Below are 21,644 nucleotides of genomic sequence, written 5' to 3'. Positions count from 1 at the left end.
GAGGACCAGATGATGCTCGGCTCAGAGCTCGACGCAGCGGGTGTACAGGGCAGGGAACTGCGCCAGGCGTATCAACGCTGCCGGGCGCTCAACGCCGCGCACGGCAAGACCTTCTTTCTGGCGACACGGTTGCTGGCACCGGGCCAACGCCCGGCGGTGCACGCGCTGTACGGTTTTGCCCGCCGTGCCGACGATGTGCTCGACGGATTCGACGACCGCACCACAGCCGAACGTGAAGACGAGTTGCGTCAGCTCTCGGACGCGTTGCACAGCAGGCTGGTCGAGAACCGGATGGCAGGTGACGACCCGGTGCTCGACGCGGTCGTCGACACTGCGCGCCACTACGGCCTGCCCTGGCAACTGTTCGAGGATTTCCTGGCCTCCATGCGGATGGACCTGACGATCAGCGACTACCCGGACCGGGCCGCATTGGACCGCTACGTCTACGGGTCAGCCGAGGTTATCGGCCTACAGCTGCTGCCCATCCTCGGCACGGTCGTCCCCACCGCGGAGGCGGCACCGCACGCCGCTGCGTTGGGAAAGGCATTCCAGCTCACCAACTTCCTGCGGGATATCGACGAAGACCTCACCCGCGGCCGCGTCTACCTACCCGCCGACGAACTCGCCGCGCACGGTGTGGACCGTGAGGTGCTGTACTGGTGCCAGCGCAATCGGCGTACCGACGCGCGGCTGCGGGCGGCGCTGATCGAGCAGCACGCGATCACCAGGGACATCTATCGGCAAGCCGAACTCGGCATCCCGATGCTGCGGCCGCAATCGCGGCCGTGCATCCGGGCCGCGTTGACGCTGTACTCCGAGATCCTGGATCGCATCGAGGAGATCGACTTCGAGGTGTTCACGCAGCGGGCCACCGTGTCCAACGGCCGGCGTCTGCAGGTCGCCGCCCGCGGCCTCGGCGCCGCGTGGCGCGCCCGTATCCGGCAGGCGGCGTGAGCACATACGACGTTCCCGAGGCCTTCGACGCGGGTGCGGCGGCCTATGACGGCCTGGTCGGCGCCAATCCCGGGTATCACCGCCATCTTCGACTCTCGGCGCAGCGCATGGGTATCCGCGACGGTGGACGTGGACTGCGGCTGCTCGATATCGGCTGCGGCACCGGCGCGTCGACCGCGGCCCTGCTGCACGCCGCCCCGCACGCCGAGATCGTCGGCGTGGACGGTTCGGCGGGCATGCTCGAGCAGGCCCGGACGAAGCGGTGGCCGTCCACGGTGACCTTCGTGCACAGCCGGGCCGAGGACCTGGCACAAGCCGGGGTGCACGGCCCGTTCGACGGGATCCTGGCGGCCTACCTGGTGCGCAATCTGCCCGACCCCGATCCGGTGCTGCGTATGCTGCTTGGCATGCTTTCCCCGGGAAGTGTCTTCGCCGCCCACGAGTACTCGGTCCGTGACTCGCGAGCGGCCGGCATCCTCTGGAACGCGGTGTGCGCCGCGGTCATCATCCCGGCGGGTCGATTCCGCACCGGCGATGCCGATCTCTACCGTTACCTGCGCCGCAGCGTCAACGACTTCGACGGCGCAACACAGTTCCGAGACCGTTTGCAGCGCAACGGATTCACCGACGTGCAGAGCGTGACGATGCCCGGGTGGCAGCGCGGTATCGTGCACACCTTCCTCGGCAGGGCGACGTCATGACCGACCGCCGCCGCGTCCGCCATCCCGCCGGGTCCGGCCAGCCACACGCCGCCTATCTCGCCGACCGGCCCACCGTCGCGGTGATCGGTGGGGGCATCGCCGGCCTGAGTGCGGCAACCGCGCTGGCCGAACGCGGGGTTGCCGTGCACCTGTTCGAGCGTGAGCAGTATCTGGGCGGCCGCGTCGGCGGGTGGACCGAAACCGCTCCCGACGGTTCGCATCTCACGATGAATCGCGGCTTCCACGCGTTCTTCCGGCAGTACTACAACCTGCGCAACGTGCTGCGCAGGGTCGACCCCGAACTGTCCATGTTCACCCCTCTCGACGACTACCCGCTCGTGGACGGGGAAGGCCGACGCGACACCTTCCGGGGCCTGCCCCGCACGCCACCGCTGAACGCGATGGCCTTTGCATTACGCAGTCCCACCTTCCGCGTGCGCGACCTGATCCGCATCGATGCCAAGGCGGCGGCACCGTTGGCATCGGTGTCGGTGCCCGAAACGTACTGGCAGCTCGACGATTCGGACGCCGAGTCATTCCTGCGGGATATCAACTTTCCCACCGCGGCACAACATCTTGCCTTCGAGGTCTTCTCGCGCAGCTTCTTCACCCGGCCGGACGGCCTGTCGGCGGCCGAACTGGCCACCATGTTCCACATCTACTTCCTCGGCTCCAGCGAGGGCCTGGTGTTCGACGTCGCCGCCGAGAACTTCGACATCGCCCTGTGGAAACCGCTGGAGCGCTATCTGCAGCGTCACGGAGCCGATATCCGCACCGGGGCGGCCGTCACGGCCGTAGGCAACGATGATGCGGGTCGGTTCCTGGTCACCGCCGAGTCCGGTGACACCGTGGGCTGCGACGGCGTGGTCTTGGCCACCGAGGTGCCTGCGCTGCAACGCATCATCGCCGGTTCTCCCGGACTCGGGGATGGGCAATGGCGCGCTGCGATAGCCGACCTCGGTACCGCTGCACCGTTTTTGGTCCGGCGCCTCTGGTTGGACCGCCCGGTCGACGCCGACCGGCCCGCCTTCCTCGGCACCGGCGGTCTGCCGCCGCTGGACAACATCAGCGTGCTGGAGCGCTATGAGCGGGAAGCCGCGGAGTGGGTCGATCAGCATGGCGGGTCAGTGGTGGAACTGCACGCCTACTCGATCACCGAGGACAGCCCGGAACTTCGGAAGGCGCTGGACAGTCGGTTGTACGAGCTCTTCCCCGAGACCGCCGATGCGCGTGTGGTGCACCAGGTCACGCTGTGCCGCAACGACTGCCCGCGACTGGCGCCCGGTGATTTCGCCGGCCGGCCCGGTGTGCGGACACCGGAGAACGGACTGGTGCTTGCCGGTGACGGGATCCGCATCGATCTTCCGGTGGCGCTGATGGAACGTGCCGCAACGACCGGACTGTCGGCGGCAAATGCCCTGCTCGAACGTTTCGGGGTGCGCGGTCACGACATCTTCACGGTGCCGGTGCGCGGCAGATCTGCGGTCCTGCGGCATTTCGCCGAACGGGTCGAAGGGCGGGTGTGGACATGAAAGCGTGGCCGTTCGAACTACTCCCGCGCACTCCGTGGAGTCAGCAGAAGCCGACCTACCGGCAGGCCGACCCGGCGGTGATCGACGCCGCACTGAAGCGGTCGCAGAATCGGCCCAGCGGCAACTGGTATGTGGTGGGGGCGAGCACCGACATCACCTCCAAACCCTTCGCCGCCACCGTCGCCGGTGCCGAACTGGTCTGCTGGCGCGGCGACGACGGCCGGCTGCACGCCGGTCCGGCGCGTTGTCCGCACCTGGGAGCCGATATGTGCACCGGGGTGGTCGAACGCGGCAACCTGATCTGCCCGTGGCACGGTCTTCAGTTGACCGGCCGCACCCGTGCGGACTGGACGGCGGTTCCGATCCACGACGACGGTGTGCTGGTCTGGGTTCGGCTCGACCGGATCGGCGGTGAAACGCCTACCGAGGCGCCGATTCTGCCGGCCCGGCCGGGACTTCCGCGGATTTCTGCCGTCGCCGCCATGACGGGCAACTGCAAACCGGAGGACATCATTGCCAACAGGATGGATCCCTGGCACGGCGCCTGGTTCCATCCGTACTCCTTCACCCGGTTGGAAGTGCTCAGCGCGCCGCCGACGGATCCGGACCTCCCCGACGAGGAGGACCGTTTCCTCGTCGCGGTCACCTTCCGGCTGGGCCGGTTGGGCATTCCTGTCATCGCCGAGTTCACCAGCCCGGAGCCCCGCACCCTGACGATGCGCATCATCGAGGGTGAGGGGTGCGGCAGCGTCGTGGAGACCCACGCGTCGCCGTTACGCGATGGTGCGGACGGCAGTCCGCAAAGCCGGGTCGTCGAGGCTGTCATCGCGCACTCGGACCGACCGGGCTTCGCTCATGCCGGACGCGTGCAGGGTCTGATCATCCCGTTCATGCGCCATGCCGCACATCGCCTCTGGCGCGATGACCTGGAGTATGCCGAGCGCCTTGCGCAGGTCCGCCGCCAGGACGACGACGGCACCGCAGACCTGCTCACGCCGCCGAGCGCCGCGCCCACGACGGAAGATCGGCCGCGTCGAGCAGCGGAACCTGAGTCTGCGCCCACGGGCTGATCGCCCAATCCAGTTCTGCGGCCATGCGAATCTCGGGCCAGTGCACCCACGCGGTGTCCATCACTTCCTCGGCTGCCACCCGCAGCGGCCCGTCGATCAGGGCGCAGAACACCGGGCAGAGCTCGTTCTCCACCGTCCCGTCGGCCGCGGTCGCGCGGTACCGGAATTCGGGCAGGATGCAGTGCACATCGCGCACAGCCGTGCCGAGTTCCTGACCTGCGCGACGATGCACCGCGTCCACGGTGGGTTCGTGCGGGCCGGGATGCCCGCAGAACGAATTGGTCCACACCCCCGGCCAGGTGTGCTTGGTCAGCGCCCGCCGGGTCAGCAGCACGCGGCCGTGTTCGTCGAAGAGGTAACAGGAGAAGCCGAGATGAAACGGGGTGTGTGAGTGATGCACGGTGGCCTTGTCGGCGCTGCCGATCGCCCGGCCGGCATCGTCAAGGAGGACCACCTGCTCGTCGTTCACAGCGGGACTGGTTACCCGCCGTCGGCGCCGTCAAACGCACAGCTCAGCGCCCACATGCGGACCCGGTCCGGATCAGTGCGCCGCCCAGTGGTGATACCTGTTGCCGCCGGCGCGTTTTGCCTCGTACATCGCATCATCGGCCGCGCCCACCAGCTGATTCAACCGAGCCTGCAGATGACCCGCGCCGCGGCGCAGCGTCCGGATGGGCACCGATGCGGTCCCCACACTGGCGGTGATCGACATCGGCAACGCGGCTATCCCGTCGCAGAACCGCTGGGCCAGCGGGCCCGGGTCATCGGTGTGCCACTCGGCGGCGACGACGAACTCCTCACCGCCGGTGCGGGCGACGATGGCGACGATATCGGCGACGGCGTGACCGAGGACGCGCCCGACCGCCACGAGCGCGTCGTCACCGGCCTGATGACCGCGGGTGTCGTTGAGTCGCTTGAAATTGTCGAGATCGATCATCACGACCACCAGGTGCGCATCCGGGTCGATATCGCTCTCGTCGAGCATCCGCGCGGCATACCGGTCGAATGATCGGCGGTTCAGCAGTCCGGTCAGCGAGTCTCGACCGGCGCGTTCCAGATCCACCCCCAGCGACCGGATGAGCAGATGGATCGCGATGGGCATGACGATGTTGATCTGGGTGACCAGGAACAGGTCGACCACGGCCACCGCGACATGCCCGGTGGCGACGATCCGCGACGCGATGACGATCGCGACCGTGGAGGCGACCACGAAGTTGTAGATGACCAGGCCCGTGGAATGGAAGAACCCGATGTAGGCGGCGCTGGTCGCGAACGCGACACAGCCGAGCAGGGCGCCATGGGGATCGGAGAAGGACAGACACGCCAGCGCCACGGATGCGTTGGTGACGAACGCGAAGGCGAGTGATTGACGCCGCGACGGCCAGCGCGTGGCCCACAGGAGGGATCCGGCCACCCCGCCGCAGAACGCGGCCCACATCATGGCGGTGGGCACGCCGGGCCGTGGGGCGTCGATACTGCGCAACAACACCAGCAGGCAGATCGCCAAGGACGCCGGGATGATGGTCATGACGACCCGCACCGCACCGGTGGCGCCGCGTGCGGCGAGGTAATCGGTGATCCACTCGTAGTGATGGGTCCGCGCCAACCACTGCCTCGATGGAGTCCCGACCACCGCCATCGCTCCGTTCAGGGTGTTGAGCAAATCGACACGAGGCTACCAATGCATCGGCGCCGCCGTCAGCGAACTGGCGAGCGAGCCGCGCCCGGAGCCCCACCGGCACACCAGCAAACGGAACGGACCCTACGCTACGGTGGCGGCACCGCACCGGGCAAGATCTGCAGGCGTGGCACTCACCATCGACGAAATCCTGGTGGCCGACCCCGCGGCCGCATGGACCGCCGCCGGGTTCGGCGTAGACGCCGACGGGGTCTGCCGGGTGGGGTCCGTGCGGATCCGCCTGGTCGGGCGAGAGCAGGGCACCGGCATCATCGGCTGGTCGTTGCGGGAGTTCGACGGGACAGACATGGACGGCATACCGACCGCACCGTCGCGGTCCGATCCGCCACCGCCCGGTGAGCACGCCAACGGCGTCGTCGACATCGACCATCTCGTGATGATGTCGCCCGATCTGGATCGGACCGTCGCGGCCCTGGGCTCGGCAGGGGTGCTGCCGCGTCGGGAACGGGATACCGAACTCGGCGGACGACCCGTCCGGCAGATCTTCTATCGGCTCGGCGCGGTGATCCTGGAGGTCATCGGTTCGCCCGAGAGGCGTGCCGACGGGCCGGCCACCCTATGGGGGATCACCTACACCGTCGCCGATATCGACGCGGGCGCCGCATTCCTCGGCGAGCTGACCTCGCGGGTCAAAGACGCCGTGCAGCCCGGGCGCCGGATCACCACACTGCGCCACCAGCAGCTCGGCATGTCGGTTCCCAGTGCGTTCATCTCGGCGCCTATTCTCGGCAGATGACCGACGAGCCCGTCATCATCCACACCGACGGTGGCTGCCGGCCCAATCCGGGACCGGGTGGTTGGGGCGCGGTGCTGCGCCAGCGCCATCACGTCCGGGAGATGTTCGGTGGCGAGCCGGACCGGACCAGCAACAACCGGATGGAACTCACCGCGCCCATCATGGCGTTGGAGGCGCTCACCCGTCCGGTGACGGTGCACCTCTACACCGACAGCACCTACGTGCGTAACGGGATCACCACCTGGGTGCGCGGCTGGGAGCGCAACGGCTGGATGACCGCGGCCAAGGAGCCGGTGAAGAATGTCGACCTGTGGCAGCGGTTGCAGGCCGCATGTGCGCGCCACCAGGTCGAATGGTTCTGGGTGAAGGGCCATTCCGGGATCGCCGACAACGAGTTGGCCGACGTGTTGGCCACCCGGGGACTGGAAGCCGCGGTGGCCGCGGCGGGCTGACCGTCTTCGCTGCCGCACAACCACTCTCGGTGACCACCATGACATCGGAATCGGACTGGACCGTACATCCCCTATCGGGATTGGGGCGACTGGAATTCGGCATGTCCCCGGCGCAGGTGGACGCGCTGTCGGCGATCTACGGGGTCATCACCGGTCGTGGTGCCGATCGTGTCGCCGACGAGATGCTGCGCGAGACCCTGGCCATGTTCGGTGACGCCATGAGTGAGGACGAGAAACAGGCCTTCATCGCCGAGTACACCGGCAGCGGTCCGTCCGCCGACAGCGTCACCGAAACGCGCGGCGACCTCGTGCTGCGGTATGAGGCAGATCGGCTCTGCGAGATCATGCCCGCCCACCCGCGACGCCCGTTGTTCCTCGACGGCAGTGACCTTTTCGCGCTTGCCGGCCTCGACGTGTTGCGATTGCTGGAGCGGTGCAACCAGGGCCCGGGCCGGTATGCCGATACCGAAGCGGCGTTCGACGAACTCGCCATCTCGGTGCACGGGTTCAGCGTGCACGATTCGGCCTCCGGCGTGTTGGCGCTCGATGATTCCGATGAGCGCTTCCGGCAACGGACGGTGATGCTGCGGGGAATCCCCTACGAGCAGGAAACGCAGCGCTACACCGTGCGGTCGTTGCCGCCGGCCACCGATCGGTAGCCCTACTCCCAGACCACCTGATCCGGCGACTTGTCCGGCCGTAATCCTCGCCAGCTGGGCTGACGCAGCCGATTGTCCGACGTGCGCTCGCTATAGCGGACCTCACCCACCAGTTCGGGACGCACGTAGGTGACCCCCCTGGCATCCGGCCCGGAAAGGCGTGCGGTGAAGGGTGAATCCGACGTCTCCAACGGCGCCAATGTGGTCCGCAGGTCCGTGAGCATCTTCTCGGTGAAACCGGTACCGACACGGCCGACGAACTGCAGTCCGTCCCGGCCCGGGACACCCACGACCAGTGCGCCGATCCCGCTGGTGCGACCGCCCTCGCCGGCCCGCCAGCCGCCGATGACCACTTCCTGGGTGCGCCACAGCTTGTCCTTGATCCAGGACTGCGACCGTCGCCCCGGTTGATAGGTCGAGTCCCATTTCTTGGCGATCACGCCCTCATAACCGTGCTCGCGCACGTACTCCAGCGCGGCGGCGCCGTCACCGTCGAGCAGATCCGGCACAATGAGCGCGCCATCCCGGCCCAGCAGTTCCAGCAGCTTTCGGCGGTCGCGATACTTCGCCCGCAACAACGAACGGCCATCCATGGCAAGCAGATCGAACGCCCAGAACTCGATATTGCTGCCCGACGACCGATTCTGCATGGCACCGAAGCTCGGCACACCGTCGGCATCCAATGCCACGACCTCACCGTCGAGGATCAGCCGATGATCGGCGAGATCGGCTGCCAGCGAACGCAACTGCGGGAACTCCGCGGTGATGTCGCGACCGCTGCGCGAGCGCAGCATCAACTCACCGTGATCGATCTCGACCAGCATGCGGTATCCGTCCCACTTGCCCTCGAACGCCCAGCCTGCCGGTTTCAGCTTCGCCACCGACCCGTGGGTCGCGAGCATCGGTTTCAGGTCGGCCACCGTCGTGCCGGGCTGCTCCTTCATGCGGTGCGCCAGCCAGTTCTTTCCGCCGGTCTGGATCAGCGCGTAACGTCCACGCACCTTGGCGCCGTGCAGCGTCACGATCACCTCCCCCTTTGCTTGCCCCTTTCCGTCCGTGTCGATCGGCTTCTCACCGTCGACACCGGGATCGCGGAACTTCTCGGCCTCGTAAGTCCCGGCGTCCCAGATGATCACCTTCCCGCCGCCGTACTCCCCTGCCGGGATGTCCCCTTCGAAGCCGGCGTATTCCAGCGGATGGTCCTCGGTATGGACGGCCAGGTGGTTCACCGATGTCGTCTCGGGCAGGTTCTTCGGGATCGCCCAGGACACCAGCACCCCGTCGCGTTCCAGCCGGAAGTCGTAGTGCAGCCGGCGCGCGTGATGCTCTTGGATGACGAAGGTGTTGTCGTGCCCCACCGCGGGCGGTGCCGTCGGGACCGGTTCGGGGGTCTTACCGGCATCGCGCATGGTGCGATACGTGCTCAGTCGGTCCTCGACGGGCAGCGGATCATCCAGATCTGCCAGCAGATCGCCGTCGCGTTCCAGTCGGTGCAGCACCTCTTCGAAGTTCAGCTGCCGTAGGTCGGGATCGGCGAGTTCCTCCCAGCTGCGCGGCGCGGCCACGGTGGGCGCGGCGCGGCCACGCATCGAGTAGGGCGCGATGGTGGTCTTGGCCGCGCTGTTCTGGCTCCAGTCCACGAACACCTTTCCGTCCCGCAGGCTGCGCGTCATGGTGGCGGTGACCTGGGTCGGCATGCTCTTCTCCAGCGCCAGCGCGATTCGCTTGGCCAGCACCGAAGCCCCGTGGGAGCTGATCGGATCGGCCAGCGGCACGTACAGGTGCACGCCCTTGCTGCCGCTGGTCAGCGGGTAGGCGGTCAGGCCGATGTCCTCGACGTAGCCGCGCACCTCATGGGCGACCTCACAGAGCTGCCGGAAGGTCACACCCTCTCCCGGATCGAGGTCGAACACGATGCGGGTGGCCGGCCCGGGCGCGCCGTGCGGGTCGAACCGCCACTGCGGAACGTGCACCTCCAGCGATGCCTGCTGGGCGATCCAGGCCAATCCTTCGGCGGTGTCGATGATGGGGTAGGTCGTGGTACCGGAGCGGTGCGTCACCGATCCCCGGCGCAGCCAGTCCGGCGCCGACGACGCGAGTTGCTTTTCGAAGAAGTCCGATTGGCCGACGCCATTGGGCCATCGCTTGCGCGTGACCGGGCGGCCGGCGATGTGCGGCAGCATCGCCGCGGCGACCGCGACGTAGTAGTCGAACACCTCGGCCTTGGTGGTGCCGGTCTGCGGATACAGCACCTTGTCCGGATTCGTCAGTTTGACCCGGCCCACACGCTCCACCACCGAATGATATTTCCCGGCAACCACCGGATCGGAATGCCCGCTGCTACCGTTGCCTATGCGGTCGATCTGGAAAGGTTCGGTCTCCTTCGGTCTGGTCAACGTGCCGGTCAAGGTCTACAGCGCCACCGAGGACCACGACATCAAGTTCCACCAGGTGCATGAGAAGGACAACGGGCGCATCCGCTACAAGCGCACCTGCGAGGTGTGCGGCGAGGTGGTCGAGTACCGCGATATCGCCCGCGCGTACGACTCCGAGGACGGCCAGACGGTCATCATCACCGACGAGGACATCGCCACCCTTCCCGAGGAACGCAGCCGCGAGATCGAGGTCGTCGAATTCGTGCCCGCCGACCAGCTCGACCCGATGATGTACGACAAGAGCTACTTTCTGGAGCCGGACTCCAAGTCGACGAAATCGTATGTGCTGCTTGCCAAGACGCTGGCCGAGACGGATCGGGTGGCCATCGTGCACTTCGCGTTGCGCAACAAGACACGCCTGGCCGCGTTGCGGGTCAAGGATTTCAGCAAGCGCGATGTCATGGTGATCCACACGCTGCTGTGGCCCGACGAGATCCGCGACCCGGACTTCCCCTCCCTGGACAAGGATGTCGACATCAAACCGGCCGAGCTCAAGATGGCCGGCCAGGTGGTCGAATCCATGACCGATGACTTCAAGCCCGACCAGTTCCGCGACGACTATCAGGAGCAGTTGCACGAACTGGTGCAGGCCAAACTCGAAGGCGGCGAGGCGTTCACCGTCGAGGAACAGCCGACCGACCTCGACGAGACCGAGGATGTCTCCGACCTGCTGGCCAAGTTGGAGGCCAGCGTGAAGGCCCGCGGATCCGCGTCGGCCGATACGGCGCCCGCCGAGAAAGCCCCCGCGAAGAAGGCTGCCGCCAAAAAGGCGCCGGCCAAGAAAGCGGCTGCCAAGAAGGCACCCGCGAAGAAGGCACCGGCCAAGAAGGCCGCCGCCAAGAAATAGCGCGACCGAGATTCACACCTGGGACCGGTCTCGTCCCGAAAACGTCCCTGATGTGAAACTCGCACCACCGGAGCCGCGAATGTGCACCCCATCGGTGTCCGTGAGCCTCATATCTCGACCCCGAAACCTGGGCTGCCGCCATATCTGTCAGCCGCCGACAAATTAGAACGTGTTCCAGAAATCTCGTCCGGGGCTCCCCCATGCTTGTTACCGTGGCGCCGAGCGCAGAAACGAGGCATTCATGATTCTGGACAGATTCCGACTCGACGATCAGGTGGCCGTGGTGACCGGCGCCGGTCGCGGATTGGGCGCCGCCATCGCGGTGGCCTTCGCCGAAGCGGGCGCTGACGTGCTGATCGCGGCGCGCACCGAGTCCCAGCTGCAGGAGGTCGCCGCCCAGGTGGAGGCGACCGGTCGGCGCGCGCACATCGTGGTCGCCGACCTGGCACATCCCGAGGCGACGGCGGCGCTGGCAGCGCAGGCGGTCGAGGCGTTCGGGAAACTAGACATCGTCGTCAACAATGTCGGCGGAACCATGCCCGGCCCGCTGTTGAACACCTCCACCAAGGACCTCAGAGATGCGTTCACGTTCAACGTCGGCACCGCCCACGCGCTGACCACGGCGGCGGCCCCGCTGATGCTGGAGCATTCCGGCGGCGGGTCGATCATCAACATCACCTCGACGATGGGCAGGCTGGCCGGGCGCGCCTTCGCGGCCTACGGCACCGCCAAGGGGGCGCTGGCGCACTACACCCGACTGTCGGCGCTGGACCTCTGCCCGCGCATCCGCGTCAACGCCATCGCACCCGGATCGATCCTCACCTCCGCACTGGACGTGGTGGCCTCCAACGAGGCGCTGCGCGATCCGATGGAGAAGGCGACACCCATGCGCCGGCTGGGCGACCCGACCGATATCGCCGCGGCGGCAGTCTATTTGGCCTCCCCCGCCGGCAGCTACCTGACCGGTAAGACCCTCGAGGTCGACGGCGGGCTGACCTTCCCCAACCTCGACCTACCCATCCCGGACCTGTGAGGAATCATGTCTGACACATCAGCCTCCTCGACCACCCCGATCCGGGTCGCCGCCATCGGCACCGGAAACGTCGGCCGCCACGCCCTGCGCCAGCTCATCGAGGACCCACAGTACGAACTCACCGGGGTGTGGGTGTCCTCGGCGGCCAAGGCCGGCAAGGACGCCGGAGAGCTTGCCGGACTGGATGTTTCGACCGGCATCACGGCGACGGACGATCTCGGGGACATCCTGGCCACCGCACCGGATTGCGCGGTCTACACGGCGATGGCCGACAACCGGCTGCCCGACGCGCTCGAGGATTACCGGCGCCTGCTGGCCGCTGGCATCAACGTCGTCGGTAGCGCGGCGGTGTTCCTGCAGTACCCGTGGCAGGTGCTGCCCGCCGAACTGGTCACCCCGATCGAAGAGGCGGCCCACAAGGGGTCTTCGAGCATCTTCGTCAACGGCATCGACCCCGGTTTCGCCAACGACCTGCTGCCGCTGGCGCTCGCCGGGACATGCCAGAGTGTCGAGCAGATCCGCTGTATGGAGATCGTCGACTACGCCACCTATGACAGTCCCACCGTCATGTTCGACGTGATGGGCTTCGGCAAGAGCACCGACGAACTGCCGATGCTGCTGCAGCCCGGTGTGCTGAGTCTGGCCTGGGGTTCGGTGGTGCGCCAACTGGCCGCCGGCCTGGGCGTCGAACTCGACGAGGTCACCGAGACCCACACCCGGATCCCGGCCCCCGAGGACTTCGAGATCGCGGCGGGACCGATTCCCAAGGGCAGCACCGCCGCCATGCGTTTCGAGGTGCGCGGCATGGTCGACGGCCATCCCGCCGTGGTGCTGGAGCACGTGACCCGGCTGCGCGAGGACCTCTGCCCGGACTGGCCCCAGCCCGCCCAGGAGGGCGGTTCCTACCGTGTCGAGGTCACCGGTGAGCCGTCCTACGCGCTGGACCTGTGCCTGAGCAGCCGCAAGGGCGACCACAATCACGCCGGGCTGGTGGCCACCGCCGCGCGGGTGGTCAACGCCATCGCCGCGGTGGTCGCGGCCGAACCGGGCATCACGACCACACTCGACCTGCCGCTGATCACCGGCAAGGGGCTGTACGCCGCACCCTAGGCTGGACCGGTGGCCGACCATCTCTACTTCGCCTACGGCTCCAACCTCTGCACCGACCAGATGGCCGCACGCTGCCCGGATGCCCGCGGCCCGGTCCGGGCGATGCTCGCCGATCACGACTGGTTGATCAACGAACGTGGCGTGGCCACCATCGAACCCGCCGCGGGTGCCGAGGTGCACGGGGTGGTGTGGCGGATCAGCGATGCCGACCTGGCCGTGCTCGACCGTGCCGAAGGGATCCCGGTCCGTTACCGGCGCGATCGCGCGACGGTCCATACCGACGACGGCCCCCGCGACGCCTGGATCTACATCGATCACCGCATCGAACCGGGTGCGCCCCGCCCCGGCTATCTGGAACGCGTCATCGCCGGGGCCACGCACCACGGACTTCCGCAGCGCTGGCTGGATTTCCTGGACCGCTGGCATCCCGCGAACTGGCCACGGGCACTGGCGCCGTCCGCGGCGCCGGGACCGCAGACCCTCACCGAGTTGTTGGCGGACCCGCAGGTGTCGGAGTACTCAATTCTGCGTGGACCGTTCGGTTTCCTGGCCATCCACGGCGGTGGGCTGGAACGGATGACCGATGTCATCGCCGAGCACGCGGCGGAGCAGGCGGGGGCGTCGGGGTACGTCGTGCGCCACCCGCCGAACTACCCGCACCACCTGTCCTCGGCTGCGTACCGCGCCGCCGAATCCGAGCGCCTGGCCGAGTTCCTGGACCACGTGGACTACGTCATCTCGCTGCACGGCTACGGTCGCGTCGGGCGCAGCAACGAACTGCTCGCCGGCGGCGGCAATCGCGAACTGGCCGGGCACGTGGCCGCGCACCTCGACATCCACGGGCATCGAATCATCACCGATCTGGACGCGATCCCGCGTGAGCTGCGCGGACTGCACCCGGACAATCCGGTCAACCGAACCCGCGGCGGCGGTGTGCAATTGGAGCTGGCACCGCGGGTGCGCGGTATCAGCCCGCGCAGCGGCCCGCTCGACGAGGACGGTCTGAGCCGACCGACCCGCGCCCTGGTGGCCGGACTGGTCTCGGCGGCCCGGGCCTGGCCCCGAATCTGAAGACGATCGCGCCGATTCGACGAAAAGGCGCCATCTTCTCCAGATTCGACGCCACACCTACTCCTTCATGTCCAGTACCGGGGTCGGGCGCCGGAAGCCGCGGGTGACCACCAGCAGCCAACCGAATCCGACGGCCAGCCAGATCAACCCGAGCCGCAACGCGTCACCGGACAGACTCGTCCACAACCACACCGTCAGCGCGAAACCGATACCGGGCAGGATCAGGTTGTTCAACACGTTCTTCTCACCGGCATCGACGAAATAATGCTTGATCACGGTCAGGTTCACCGCCGAGAAGGCCACCAGGGCACCGAAACTGACCACTGACGCCAGCAGCGCAAGATCGATGACCAAAGCGAGCAGCGAGATCACCGATACCGCCAGGATCGCCCAGGTGGGGGTGCTGAACTTCACCGAGACGTGCCCGAACACCTTGCGCGGCAGCACACCGTCGCGGCCCATCGCGTACAGGATGCGCGCCACCGAGGCCTGCGAGGTGAGCGCCGATCCGGTGGCACCTGCCACGTAGGCCGCGGTGAAGAACGCCGAGAGGAACGCGCCGCCGGCGGCGACCATGACATCCACCGACCCGGTGTCGACACTCTCGAACGCATTCGACGGAAAGACCAGCTGCGAGGCGTAGGACAGCACGATGAACAGCACACCGCAGATCACGGTGGCCAGCATGATGGCCTTCGGCACATCGCGCCGGGCGTCCTTGGCCTCCTCGGAAAGTGTTGACACGGCGTCGAACCCGAGGAACGACAGGCACAGGATGGCCGCACCGGCCAGCACCGGCGCCATTCCCCCCGCGGTGCCGTCACCGGTGAACGGCGCCATGATGTCGACGGTCCCGGAACCGAAGATCGTCGCCGCCGCCATGACGAGGAACACCACGATGAAGACCGCCTGCACCGCGATGATCACCGCGTTGGCGCGGGCCACCGAGACGATGCCGACGATGTTGAGGACCGTCACCAGCACGATGGTCACCAGCACGATCACCCACTGCGGGATCGACGGCACCGCGGCGTTGAGATACAGCCCGATCACCATGTAGTTCAGCATCGGCAGGAACAGGTAATCCAAGAGCAACGACCAGCCTGCCAGGAATCCCACCGGCGCCCCGAAGGTCCTTTGGGTGTAGGCGTAGGCCGATCCCGCCACCGGGTACGCCGTCGCCATCCTGGCGTAGGAGCGGGCCGTGAAGATCATCGCCGCCAGCGTCACCACATACGCCAGCGGCACCCGGCCGCCGGACTCGACGGTGACGATGCCGTAGGTGGTGAACACGGTGAGCGGCACCATGTAGACCAGGCCGAAGAGCACCAGCGAGGGCACTCCGAGGGCGCGTTTGAGCCTGCCCTCGTGCGGATCTGCCGAGATACCGACAAGCGGCTCCGAAGTCGACATGTGCACTCCCTCTTTACGGTGATGTGGACGCGACGAACCCGGGCTCGCCCCGGAGGTAGGTGGCCCGCACCTCGATGGCGGGCAGTTCCAGCGGCGGGGTCGATCGTGGGTCGCGCTCCAGCCAGACCAGATCCGCGCTGGCACCGGGCGCCAGCCTGCCCCAGATCCGTTCTGCGAAGGCCTGATCGGCCACGCCGGAGGTGTAGGCGGCCAGGGCACGTTCGATGGCCAGGGTCTCCTGCGGGGTCCAGCCCCCGGCCGGTTCTCCCTCGGAGGTCTGCCGCGAGACACCCACGGCGATACCGTCCAGCGGCGCGCCCGAGGACACCGGCCAGTCCGAGCCCAGCGCCAACCGGGCGCCGGAGTCCGCCAAGGAGCGCATCCGGTACTGCCTATCGGCGCGCTCCCGGCCGAGCCGGGGCACGGTCAGCACGTTCATCAGCGCATCCTCCTGCGCCCACAGCGGCTGCATGCACGGGATGACGCCGAGGGCGGCGAAGCGGTCCAGATCGGCGTCGTCGACCAGCTGGACATGGGCGATCACGGGCCGCCGATCGCGGGGTCCGTTCTGCGCCACGGTGTACTCGATGGCGTCGAGAGCCTGGCGGACGGCGGCATCACCGATGGCGTGGATGTGGATCTGCAAACCGAGTTCGTCGACGCGTTGGCAGGCCCGGGCCAGCGAGTCTCCCTCCCAGACGGTCATGCCGTGGCTGTGCAGGCCCGAACAGTACGGCTGCAGCAGCGCACCGGTTTCGTTCTCGACCACACCGTCGGCGAAGAACTTCACCGTCTGCGCGGTCAGCATGGGCGAGCCGAATTCGGTCACCTGCCGGTGGGCGTCGGCGAAATGCGCCACCTGGTCGTCGAAATGCCGAGGGTCGGCGTAGAGGGCGAGGTTGAACCGCACCCGCAGCGCGCCGCGTCGGGCCGCCTCCAGATAGGTCTGCACGTCGGCGGGTTCCACCCAGGCGTCCTGCACCCAGGTCACGCCGTGGGCCAGGTAGTAGTCGGCCGCGGTACCCAGGGCGGCCAGCCGGACCTCTTCGTCGCGGGCCGGCATGACGGCGGTCACCAGGTCGACCGCGCCCCACTCACGCAGGGTGCCCAGTACCGACCCGTCGGGACGGTGCGGGATCTCACCGAGTTCGGGATCGGGGGTATCAGCGGTGATGCCCGCACGCTCCAGCGCGGCGGTGTTGCACCACACGGTGTGATAGTCCCAGGCCCGCAGCACCACCGGCCGGTCGGCGACGGCGGCGTCGAGCCAGCGCGCATCGAACAGGCCGTCGGTTGCCAGGCTGCCGTCATAGGACGCACCGACGATCCACTCCTGATCGGGATGGTCCTCGGCGTAGCGGCGGACGGCCGCCACGATCTCGTCCACCGAGGTGCACGGCCGTACCGCGGGGCCGACGAACTCCAGACCGCCGAGCAGCGGGTGAGCGTGGCCGTCGCCGAAGGACGGCATCAGGAAACCACCCTGCAGGTCGACGATGTCGGAGCTTTCGGGTGCCTCGGCCACCGCGTCGGGTCCCATGGCGACGATGGCCCCGTCGGTGACCAGCAATGCGTCGGTGGGCGGTTGACCGGGCACGCCGGCCCACACGGATCCGTTGCGAAACAAGGTCGACACCACGGATTTGCACATTACGCGGGGTTGGGAGTTTAGCAATCCGAATGTCACCCATCCGTTAGCCGAACGGTCTCGAATCACCATCGTGCAGTGTCAGAGGAGTCGGTCCATCGCCGTCATCGGAAGCGGCATCGCCGGGTTGACAGCTGCATATCTGCTGTCCGCACACGACCATGTCACGCTCTTCGAGGCCGACGACCAGCTGGGCGGCCACCGGCGCGACCACCGTGTCGATGACGGCTCCGGCAACACGGTGGCCGTCGATTCGGCCTTCTTGGTCCACGACGACACCCGCCCCACGTTGTGCCGGTTGTTCGCCGATCTCGGTATCGACACCGTCCATGTCGACCCCTCGCTCTCGGTTCGCGATGACCGCAGCGGCCTGCAGTACGCGCGTATGCGCGGCTTCGGCGGGCTGTTCCCTTCCTGGTCGAATCTCGCTCGGCCCCGGTATCTGCGCATGCTGGCCGAGGTCAACCGGTTTCGCCGGGCCGCCGCCACCCTGCTGGAAACCGGGGACGCCGAGGACACCGGCACGCTGCGCGCCTTCCTCGCGGTGCACAAGTTCTCCCGATACTTCGCCGACCACTTCGTGACACCGCTGGTGGCCATCGTCTGGTCCGACGGACCGCGCACGACCATGGAGATTCCCGCCCGCTACCTGTTCGCGTTCCTGCAGCAGCACGGGATGCTCTCGGGATCCGAGCCGGCGGCCACGCGCACCGTAGTCGGCGGGTCTGCCGGCTACGCCGACGCCATCGCCGCGCGCGTCGACGAGGTGCGCATCGGCACCCCGGCCGGCGCCGTGCGGCGCATCGCCGACGGCGTCGAGTTGCGGGCCGGCGGGGCGTTGCGCGAGTTCGACGCCGTGGTCATCGCGACCCGGTCGGATCAGGCACTGCAGGCGTTGCACGAACCCACCGATGCCGAACGGGCAGTGCTGGGGGCCATCCGGTACTCGACCGAACACGTCTGCGTGCACACCGATACGTCGGTGTTGCCGACCCGGCTCACTGCCAGGGCGCTGCGGAACTATCTGTTGCCCGAGAGCGGGCGGGACGCGCTGATCACCTACGACATCAGTCGGTTGTTGGGCGTGACCGGTGCGCACCATCACCTGATGACCCTCGGCGGTTCCGGGCAGGTGGACCCGGCCGCCGTGATCGCCGAGATGACCTACCAGCGTCCGCTCTACACGACGGAATCCGTTGCTGCCCAAAGATTGTTGCCGAAGTTGAACGATGACCGGGTGGTGTTCGCGGGCGCCTATCACGGCTGGGGATTCCGCGAGGACGGCGCCGCCTCCGGTGTGCGTGCCGCCGAGCGGTTGGGGGCACACTGGCCGGCGGCACGGGAATGCGAGGCGATGCCGTGTTGATTGCCTTCGGCGTCTTCAGTGCGTCTCGGGCGCAAGCCATTTCGGAACGGCCGAGCAGCCCGGGACGCCATACGCAGACGGGAGATCGCAGATGAAACGGGGCATTCCGTGACGCTGCTCGACGAGCCCGCTATCCTACGGAACGTGACGTCAGACCTCGACGCATTGCTGCGCCGGGTAGCGCAACGCGATGTGGACGCCTTCGCCGCGTTCTACGACCACACCAGGGCCAGGGTGTTCGGTCTGGTACTCCGGGTGCTGCGGGATCCCGGGTACAGCGAGGAAACCACCCAGGACATCTATCTGCAGGTCTGGCGCAATGCCGGGGACTACAACCCGGCGGCGGGCACCCCGCTTTCCTGGCTGATGACACTGGCGCACCGCCGCGCCGTCGACCGGGTGCGCTCGGAGCAGGCCGGCGCCGACCGTGAATCCCGTTACGGTGCCGCGACCGTGGAGCCTCCCGTCGACCAGGTCGCCGACCGGGTGCTCGACAACGAGGATTACCGGCAGGTGACCCAGTGCCTGGGTGCGCTGACCGACAAACAACGCGAGTGCATCGAACTGGCCTATTACGACGGACTGACCTATGTCCAGGTCTCCGACCGGCTGTCGGCGAACCTGGCGACCATCAAATCGCGGATGCGCGACGCGATCCGCGGACTCCGTAATTGCCTGGGGGCAGCATGACCAGCCCGCATGACGATCTGTTGACGATGGCAACCGCCTACGCGCTGCACGCGGTCGACGACGCCGAGCGCGCCGAAATCGACCGGCGCCTGAGCGCGGCGCCTGCGTCCGTCGCCGAGGCGTTCGCCACCGAGGTCCAGCAGGTCCGCGAGGCCATGGCTCTCGTCTCGTCGGCCACCGCCACCGAACCGTCCGATCACCTTCGCGATCGGGTGCTGGCCGCCGTCGACGCCGACCCGGTGCGTCAGCTGCGCCCCCGCGGGCCCCGGCGGTGGACGACGGTGCTCACCGCCGCCGCGGCCGCCGTGGTGGTCGGTGTCGCGACCTTCGGGGTCGGCTGGTGGTTGCGCCCGGTGCCACAGGCCACCACTGCCGAACAGATCTTCGCCGCACCCGACGTCCGCACGGTGTCCGGTGACATCCCGACCGGCGGTACGGCGACCGTGGTGTTCTCCCGCGAACGCAACGCCGGCGTGCTGGTGATGAACAACGTCAGCCCGCCCGCGAACGGCACCGTCTATCAGATGTGGTTGATCGACGACGCCGGACCGCACTCGGCGGGCACCATGAATGCGCAGGCCATCGCCCCGTCGACGACGGCGGTGCTGCCCGATCTCGGCGACTCGATCACGCTGGCCTTCACCGTCGAACCCGGTGAGGGTTCGGCCGCGCCCACCAGCACGCCGTTTGCCTCCCTGCCACTGACATAGGTGCCTACCATCGGGTCCATGTTCCGATTCGGAGTGGGCCTGCGCGACACCTCGTCGGCGGCCAAGGTACGCTCTGCGGCCCATCGCGCCGAGGACCTGGGCTACGACATCGTGCTGGTGCCCGATCACCTCGGTGCACCGGCCCCGTTCCCGGTGCTGGCGACCATCGCCGCCGCCACCGAGACACTGCGGCTGGGCACCTTCGTACTCAATGCCGGGTTCTACAAACCGGCGCTGCTGGCCCGCGATGTCGCGGCACTGCACGAGCTGTCCGCGGGTCGTTTCGAGGTGGGCCTGGGCGCCGGTTATGTGCGAGCGGAGTTCGAGGCCGCCGAGCTGCCTTTTCCTTCCGCGCGCCAGCGGGTCGAATACCTGGAGCGTGTGACCGCATACCTGGCCGAGCACGTTCCCGACGTGCCGATCATGATCGCCGGTGGTGGGGACCGACTCCTGACAGTGGCCGCCCGGTGGGCGGCGATCGTCGGCGTCACCGGCGGCAGCGGAGAAGATCCGCTTGCCGAACGGATCGCGTTCCTGCGTTCCGTTGCCGGTGAGCGCTTCGCCGATATCGAACTCAATGTCGCCATCACCGCGGTGCCCACCGACGGCTCCGGAGTCCCGAACCTATCCATGACCCGGCACTACGCGCCGGACCTGACCGATGAGCAGCTGTTGACGCTGCCCGGGGTGTTGTCCGGATCGGTCGACGAGATGGCCGCCAAGGTGCGCCGGCTGCACGACGAGTACGGTGCGCGCTACCTGGTGATACAGGAGGCCCATGCCGAGGTGTTCGGGCAGGTCATCGCCGCGTTGCGCTGATTTTCCGTTGTGCCGCAAAGAAATTGGGTTGATCTGCGCTCGTTTAGCCGGATCGTGACGCGCGCCACTGCAGACCAAAGGTTTCGGTGGCGGCGAGGCGGGCATCCACTCCCCGCAGACGATTGGTGAGGTTGAGAACACAGCACACCGTTCACGCGACCAGCAAGGGAGCCGACATGGGTGACAGCAATGGAGCAGCAGAGGGCATTTCGGGCGTCGTCGAGGGTGCCAAGGGCAAGCTGAAGGAAGCCGCCGGCGCCGTGACCGGCAATGACGACCTGCGCCGCGAGGGCGAGGCCCAGCAGGACAAGGCCGACGCCCAGCGCGACGTGGCCAAGAAGGAAGCCGAAGCCGAAGCCGCACGTGGCGCCGCCGAGGCCAACGAGGCCCGCCAGAAGGCCGAGCAGGAAAAGAAGTAGATCTTTCACAGAAGGGGACGGTTCGCACAGAACCGTCCCCTTCTGCATGCCCGCGGTACAACGCCCGCGATCCTGCGGACGCGCGCGGCGGGGAGTCAATTAGACTTCTGCAGGTCTGCCTCGGCAGGTGCCGCCCCCGTAGCTCAGGGGATAGAGCACGGCTCTCCTAAAGCCGGTGTCGCAGGTTCGAATCCTGCCGGGGGCACGGTGTGTGATGTATTACCTCGGTTGATGGGTGACTTTTCTATTCCGGCTGATGGTTGACGTTGTTTCGGCTGAT

At 67.6% G+C, this 21,644-nt stretch carries 21 protein-coding genes and 1 tRNA gene; 17 read left to right on the top strand and 5 right to left on the bottom strand.

The features are described 5' to 3' along the window. Positions 1–12: 12 nt before the first annotated feature. The 4 genes from G154_RS12605 to G154_RS12590 are packed head-to-tail and all read left to right on the top strand — an operon-like array spanning position 13 to position 4,257. Entirely contained in the window at positions 13–954 is a 942-nt protein-coding gene (locus tag G154_RS12605) for a phytoene/squalene synthase family protein (protein WP_023986229.1), read from the top strand. Next, a complete protein-coding gene (locus G154_RS12600; RefSeq protein ID WP_023986230.1) occupies positions 951–1,655 on the top strand; it encodes a class I SAM-dependent methyltransferase in 705 nt (234 codons plus the stop codon). Before G154_RS12605 ends, G154_RS12600 begins: the two co-directional genes overlap by 4 nt. After that, positions 1,652–3,187 (top strand): FAD-dependent oxidoreductase, encoded by a 1,536-nt coding sequence (locus G154_RS12595; protein ID WP_019510369.1) that lies wholly within the window; start codon positions 1,652–1,654, stop codon positions 3,185–3,187. Before G154_RS12600 ends, G154_RS12595 begins: the two co-directional genes overlap by 4 nt. Further along, positions 3,184–4,257, top strand: coding sequence for a DUF5914 domain-containing protein (locus G154_RS12590; protein WP_019510368.1), 1,074 nt, complete (start codon positions 3,184–3,186; stop codon positions 4,255–4,257). Before G154_RS12595 ends, G154_RS12590 begins: the two co-directional genes overlap by 4 nt. On the opposite strand, the gene idi is transcribed toward G154_RS12590, so the two are convergent. Both idi and G154_RS12580 read right to left on the bottom strand, forming a co-directional pair. Further along, entirely contained in the window at positions 4,178–4,726 is a 549-nt protein-coding gene (gene idi, locus G154_RS12585; RefSeq protein WP_019510367.1) for an isopentenyl-diphosphate Delta-isomerase, read from the bottom strand. The two genes, G154_RS12590 and idi, sit on opposite strands and share 80 nt — an antisense overlap. Before the next feature lie 72 nt (positions 4,727–4,798). Beyond that, a complete protein-coding gene (locus G154_RS12580; protein ID WP_234713028.1) occupies positions 4,799–5,920 on the bottom strand; it encodes a GGDEF domain-containing protein in 1,122 nt (373 codons plus the stop codon). A gap of 142 nt (positions 5,921–6,062) precedes the next feature. Between G154_RS12580 and G154_RS12575 the strand changes: the two genes are divergently transcribed. The 3 genes from G154_RS12575 to G154_RS12565 are packed head-to-tail and all read left to right on the top strand — an operon-like array spanning position 6,063 to position 7,803. Beyond that, positions 6,063–6,692 carry a VOC family protein gene (locus G154_RS12575; protein ID WP_019510365.1) on the top strand — a complete coding sequence of 210 codons (630 nt, stop codon included), beginning with the start codon at positions 6,063–6,065 and terminating at the stop codon, positions 6,690–6,692. Next, positions 6,689–7,144, top strand: a complete 456-nt coding sequence (rnhA, locus tag G154_RS12570) for a ribonuclease HI (RefSeq protein ID WP_019510364.1) — start codon at positions 6,689–6,691, stop codon at positions 7,142–7,144. Before G154_RS12575 ends, rnhA begins: the two co-directional genes overlap by 4 nt. Positions 7,145–7,182: 38 nt before the next feature. Then, positions 7,183–7,803: a hypothetical protein gene (locus tag G154_RS12565; RefSeq protein ID WP_023986233.1), complete on the top strand. Its 621-nt coding sequence runs from the start codon at positions 7,183–7,185 to the stop codon at positions 7,801–7,803. 2 nt (positions 7,804–7,805) lie between these two features. On the opposite strand, the gene G154_RS12560 is transcribed toward G154_RS12565, so the two are convergent. After that, positions 7,806–10,100: an ATP-dependent DNA ligase gene (locus G154_RS12560; protein ID WP_023986234.1), complete on the bottom strand. Its 2,295-nt coding sequence runs from the start codon at positions 10,098–10,100 to the stop codon at positions 7,806–7,808. 55 nt (positions 10,101–10,155) lie between these two features. On the opposite strand from G154_RS12560, the gene G154_RS12555 reads away from it, so the two are divergent. From G154_RS12555 to G154_RS12540, 4 genes are all read left to right on the top strand, one after another. Then, positions 10,156–11,085, top strand: coding sequence for a Ku protein (locus tag G154_RS12555; RefSeq protein ID WP_019510361.1), 930 nt, complete (start codon positions 10,156–10,158; stop codon positions 11,083–11,085). A 241-nt stretch (positions 11,086–11,326) separates the two neighbouring features. Beyond that, on the top strand, positions 11,327–12,118 hold the full coding sequence (locus tag G154_RS12550) for an SDR family oxidoreductase (RefSeq protein ID WP_019510360.1): 792 nt from the start codon (positions 11,327–11,329) through the stop codon (positions 12,116–12,118). A gap of 6 nt (positions 12,119–12,124) precedes the next feature. Next, on the top strand, positions 12,125–13,228 hold the full coding sequence (locus G154_RS12545; RefSeq protein ID WP_019510359.1) for a diacylglycerol kinase: 1,104 nt from the start codon (positions 12,125–12,127) through the stop codon (positions 13,226–13,228). Between the two features lie 9 nt (positions 13,229–13,237). Continuing rightward, positions 13,238–14,299, top strand: a complete 1,062-nt coding sequence (locus G154_RS12540; RefSeq protein WP_019510358.1) for a poly-gamma-glutamate hydrolase family protein — start codon at positions 13,238–13,240, stop codon at positions 14,297–14,299. Positions 14,300–14,356: 57 nt separating this feature from the next. Here G154_RS12540 and G154_RS12535 read toward each other — a convergent pair whose 3' ends face one another. After that, complete coding sequence (locus G154_RS12535; protein ID WP_019510357.1) at positions 14,357–15,712, bottom strand: APC family permease; 1,356 nt, start codon at positions 15,710–15,712, stop codon at positions 14,357–14,359. 13 nt (positions 15,713–15,725) lie between these two features. Next, positions 15,726–17,363 (bottom strand): amidohydrolase, encoded by a 1,638-nt coding sequence (locus tag G154_RS12530; protein ID WP_019510356.1) that lies wholly within the window; start codon positions 17,361–17,363, stop codon positions 15,726–15,728. A 70-nt stretch (positions 17,364–17,433) separates the two neighbouring features. Between G154_RS12530 and G154_RS12525 the strand changes: the two genes are divergently transcribed. The 6 genes from G154_RS12525 (at position 17,434) to G154_RS12500 (ending at position 21,569) form a co-directional block, all read left to right on the top strand. Beyond that, positions 17,434–18,726 carry an NAD(P)/FAD-dependent oxidoreductase gene (locus G154_RS12525; RefSeq protein ID WP_019510355.1) on the top strand — a complete coding sequence of 431 codons (1,293 nt, stop codon included), beginning with the start codon at positions 17,434–17,436 and terminating at the stop codon, positions 18,724–18,726. Positions 18,727–18,834: 108 nt separating this feature from the next. Beyond that, on the top strand, positions 18,835–19,416 hold the full coding sequence (locus G154_RS12520; RefSeq protein WP_019510354.1) for a sigma-70 family RNA polymerase sigma factor: 582 nt from the start codon (positions 18,835–18,837) through the stop codon (positions 19,414–19,416). Continuing rightward, the gene (locus G154_RS12515) at positions 19,413–20,126 is read left to right on the top strand and encodes an anti-sigma factor (protein WP_019510353.1); all 714 of its coding nucleotides are present in this window, start codon (positions 19,413–19,415) and stop codon (positions 20,124–20,126) included. The genes G154_RS12520 and G154_RS12515 overlap by 4 nt, the downstream gene beginning before the upstream one ends. Before the next feature lie 9 nt (positions 20,127–20,135). After that, positions 20,136–20,945, top strand: a complete 810-nt coding sequence (locus G154_RS12510; protein ID WP_023986238.1) for a TIGR03621 family F420-dependent LLM class oxidoreductase — start codon at positions 20,136–20,138, stop codon at positions 20,943–20,945. 176 nt (positions 20,946–21,121) lie between these two features. Beyond that, a complete protein-coding gene (locus G154_RS12505; RefSeq protein WP_019510351.1) occupies positions 21,122–21,364 on the top strand; it encodes a CsbD family protein in 243 nt (80 codons plus the stop codon). 132 nt (positions 21,365–21,496) lie between these two features. Continuing rightward, positions 21,497–21,569, top strand: a tRNA-Arg gene (locus G154_RS12500). Positions 21,570–21,644: the final 75 nt, after the last annotated feature.

Source organism: Mycobacterium sp. VKM Ac-1816D, assembly GCF_000416385.1.
Taxonomy (GTDB): domain Bacteria; phylum Actinomycetota; class Actinomycetes; order Mycobacteriales; family Mycobacteriaceae; genus Mycobacterium; species Mycobacterium neoaurum_A.
The sequence above is the reverse complement of the archived record's forward strand: the minus strand, read 5'-3'. Positions and strand labels throughout refer to the sequence as shown.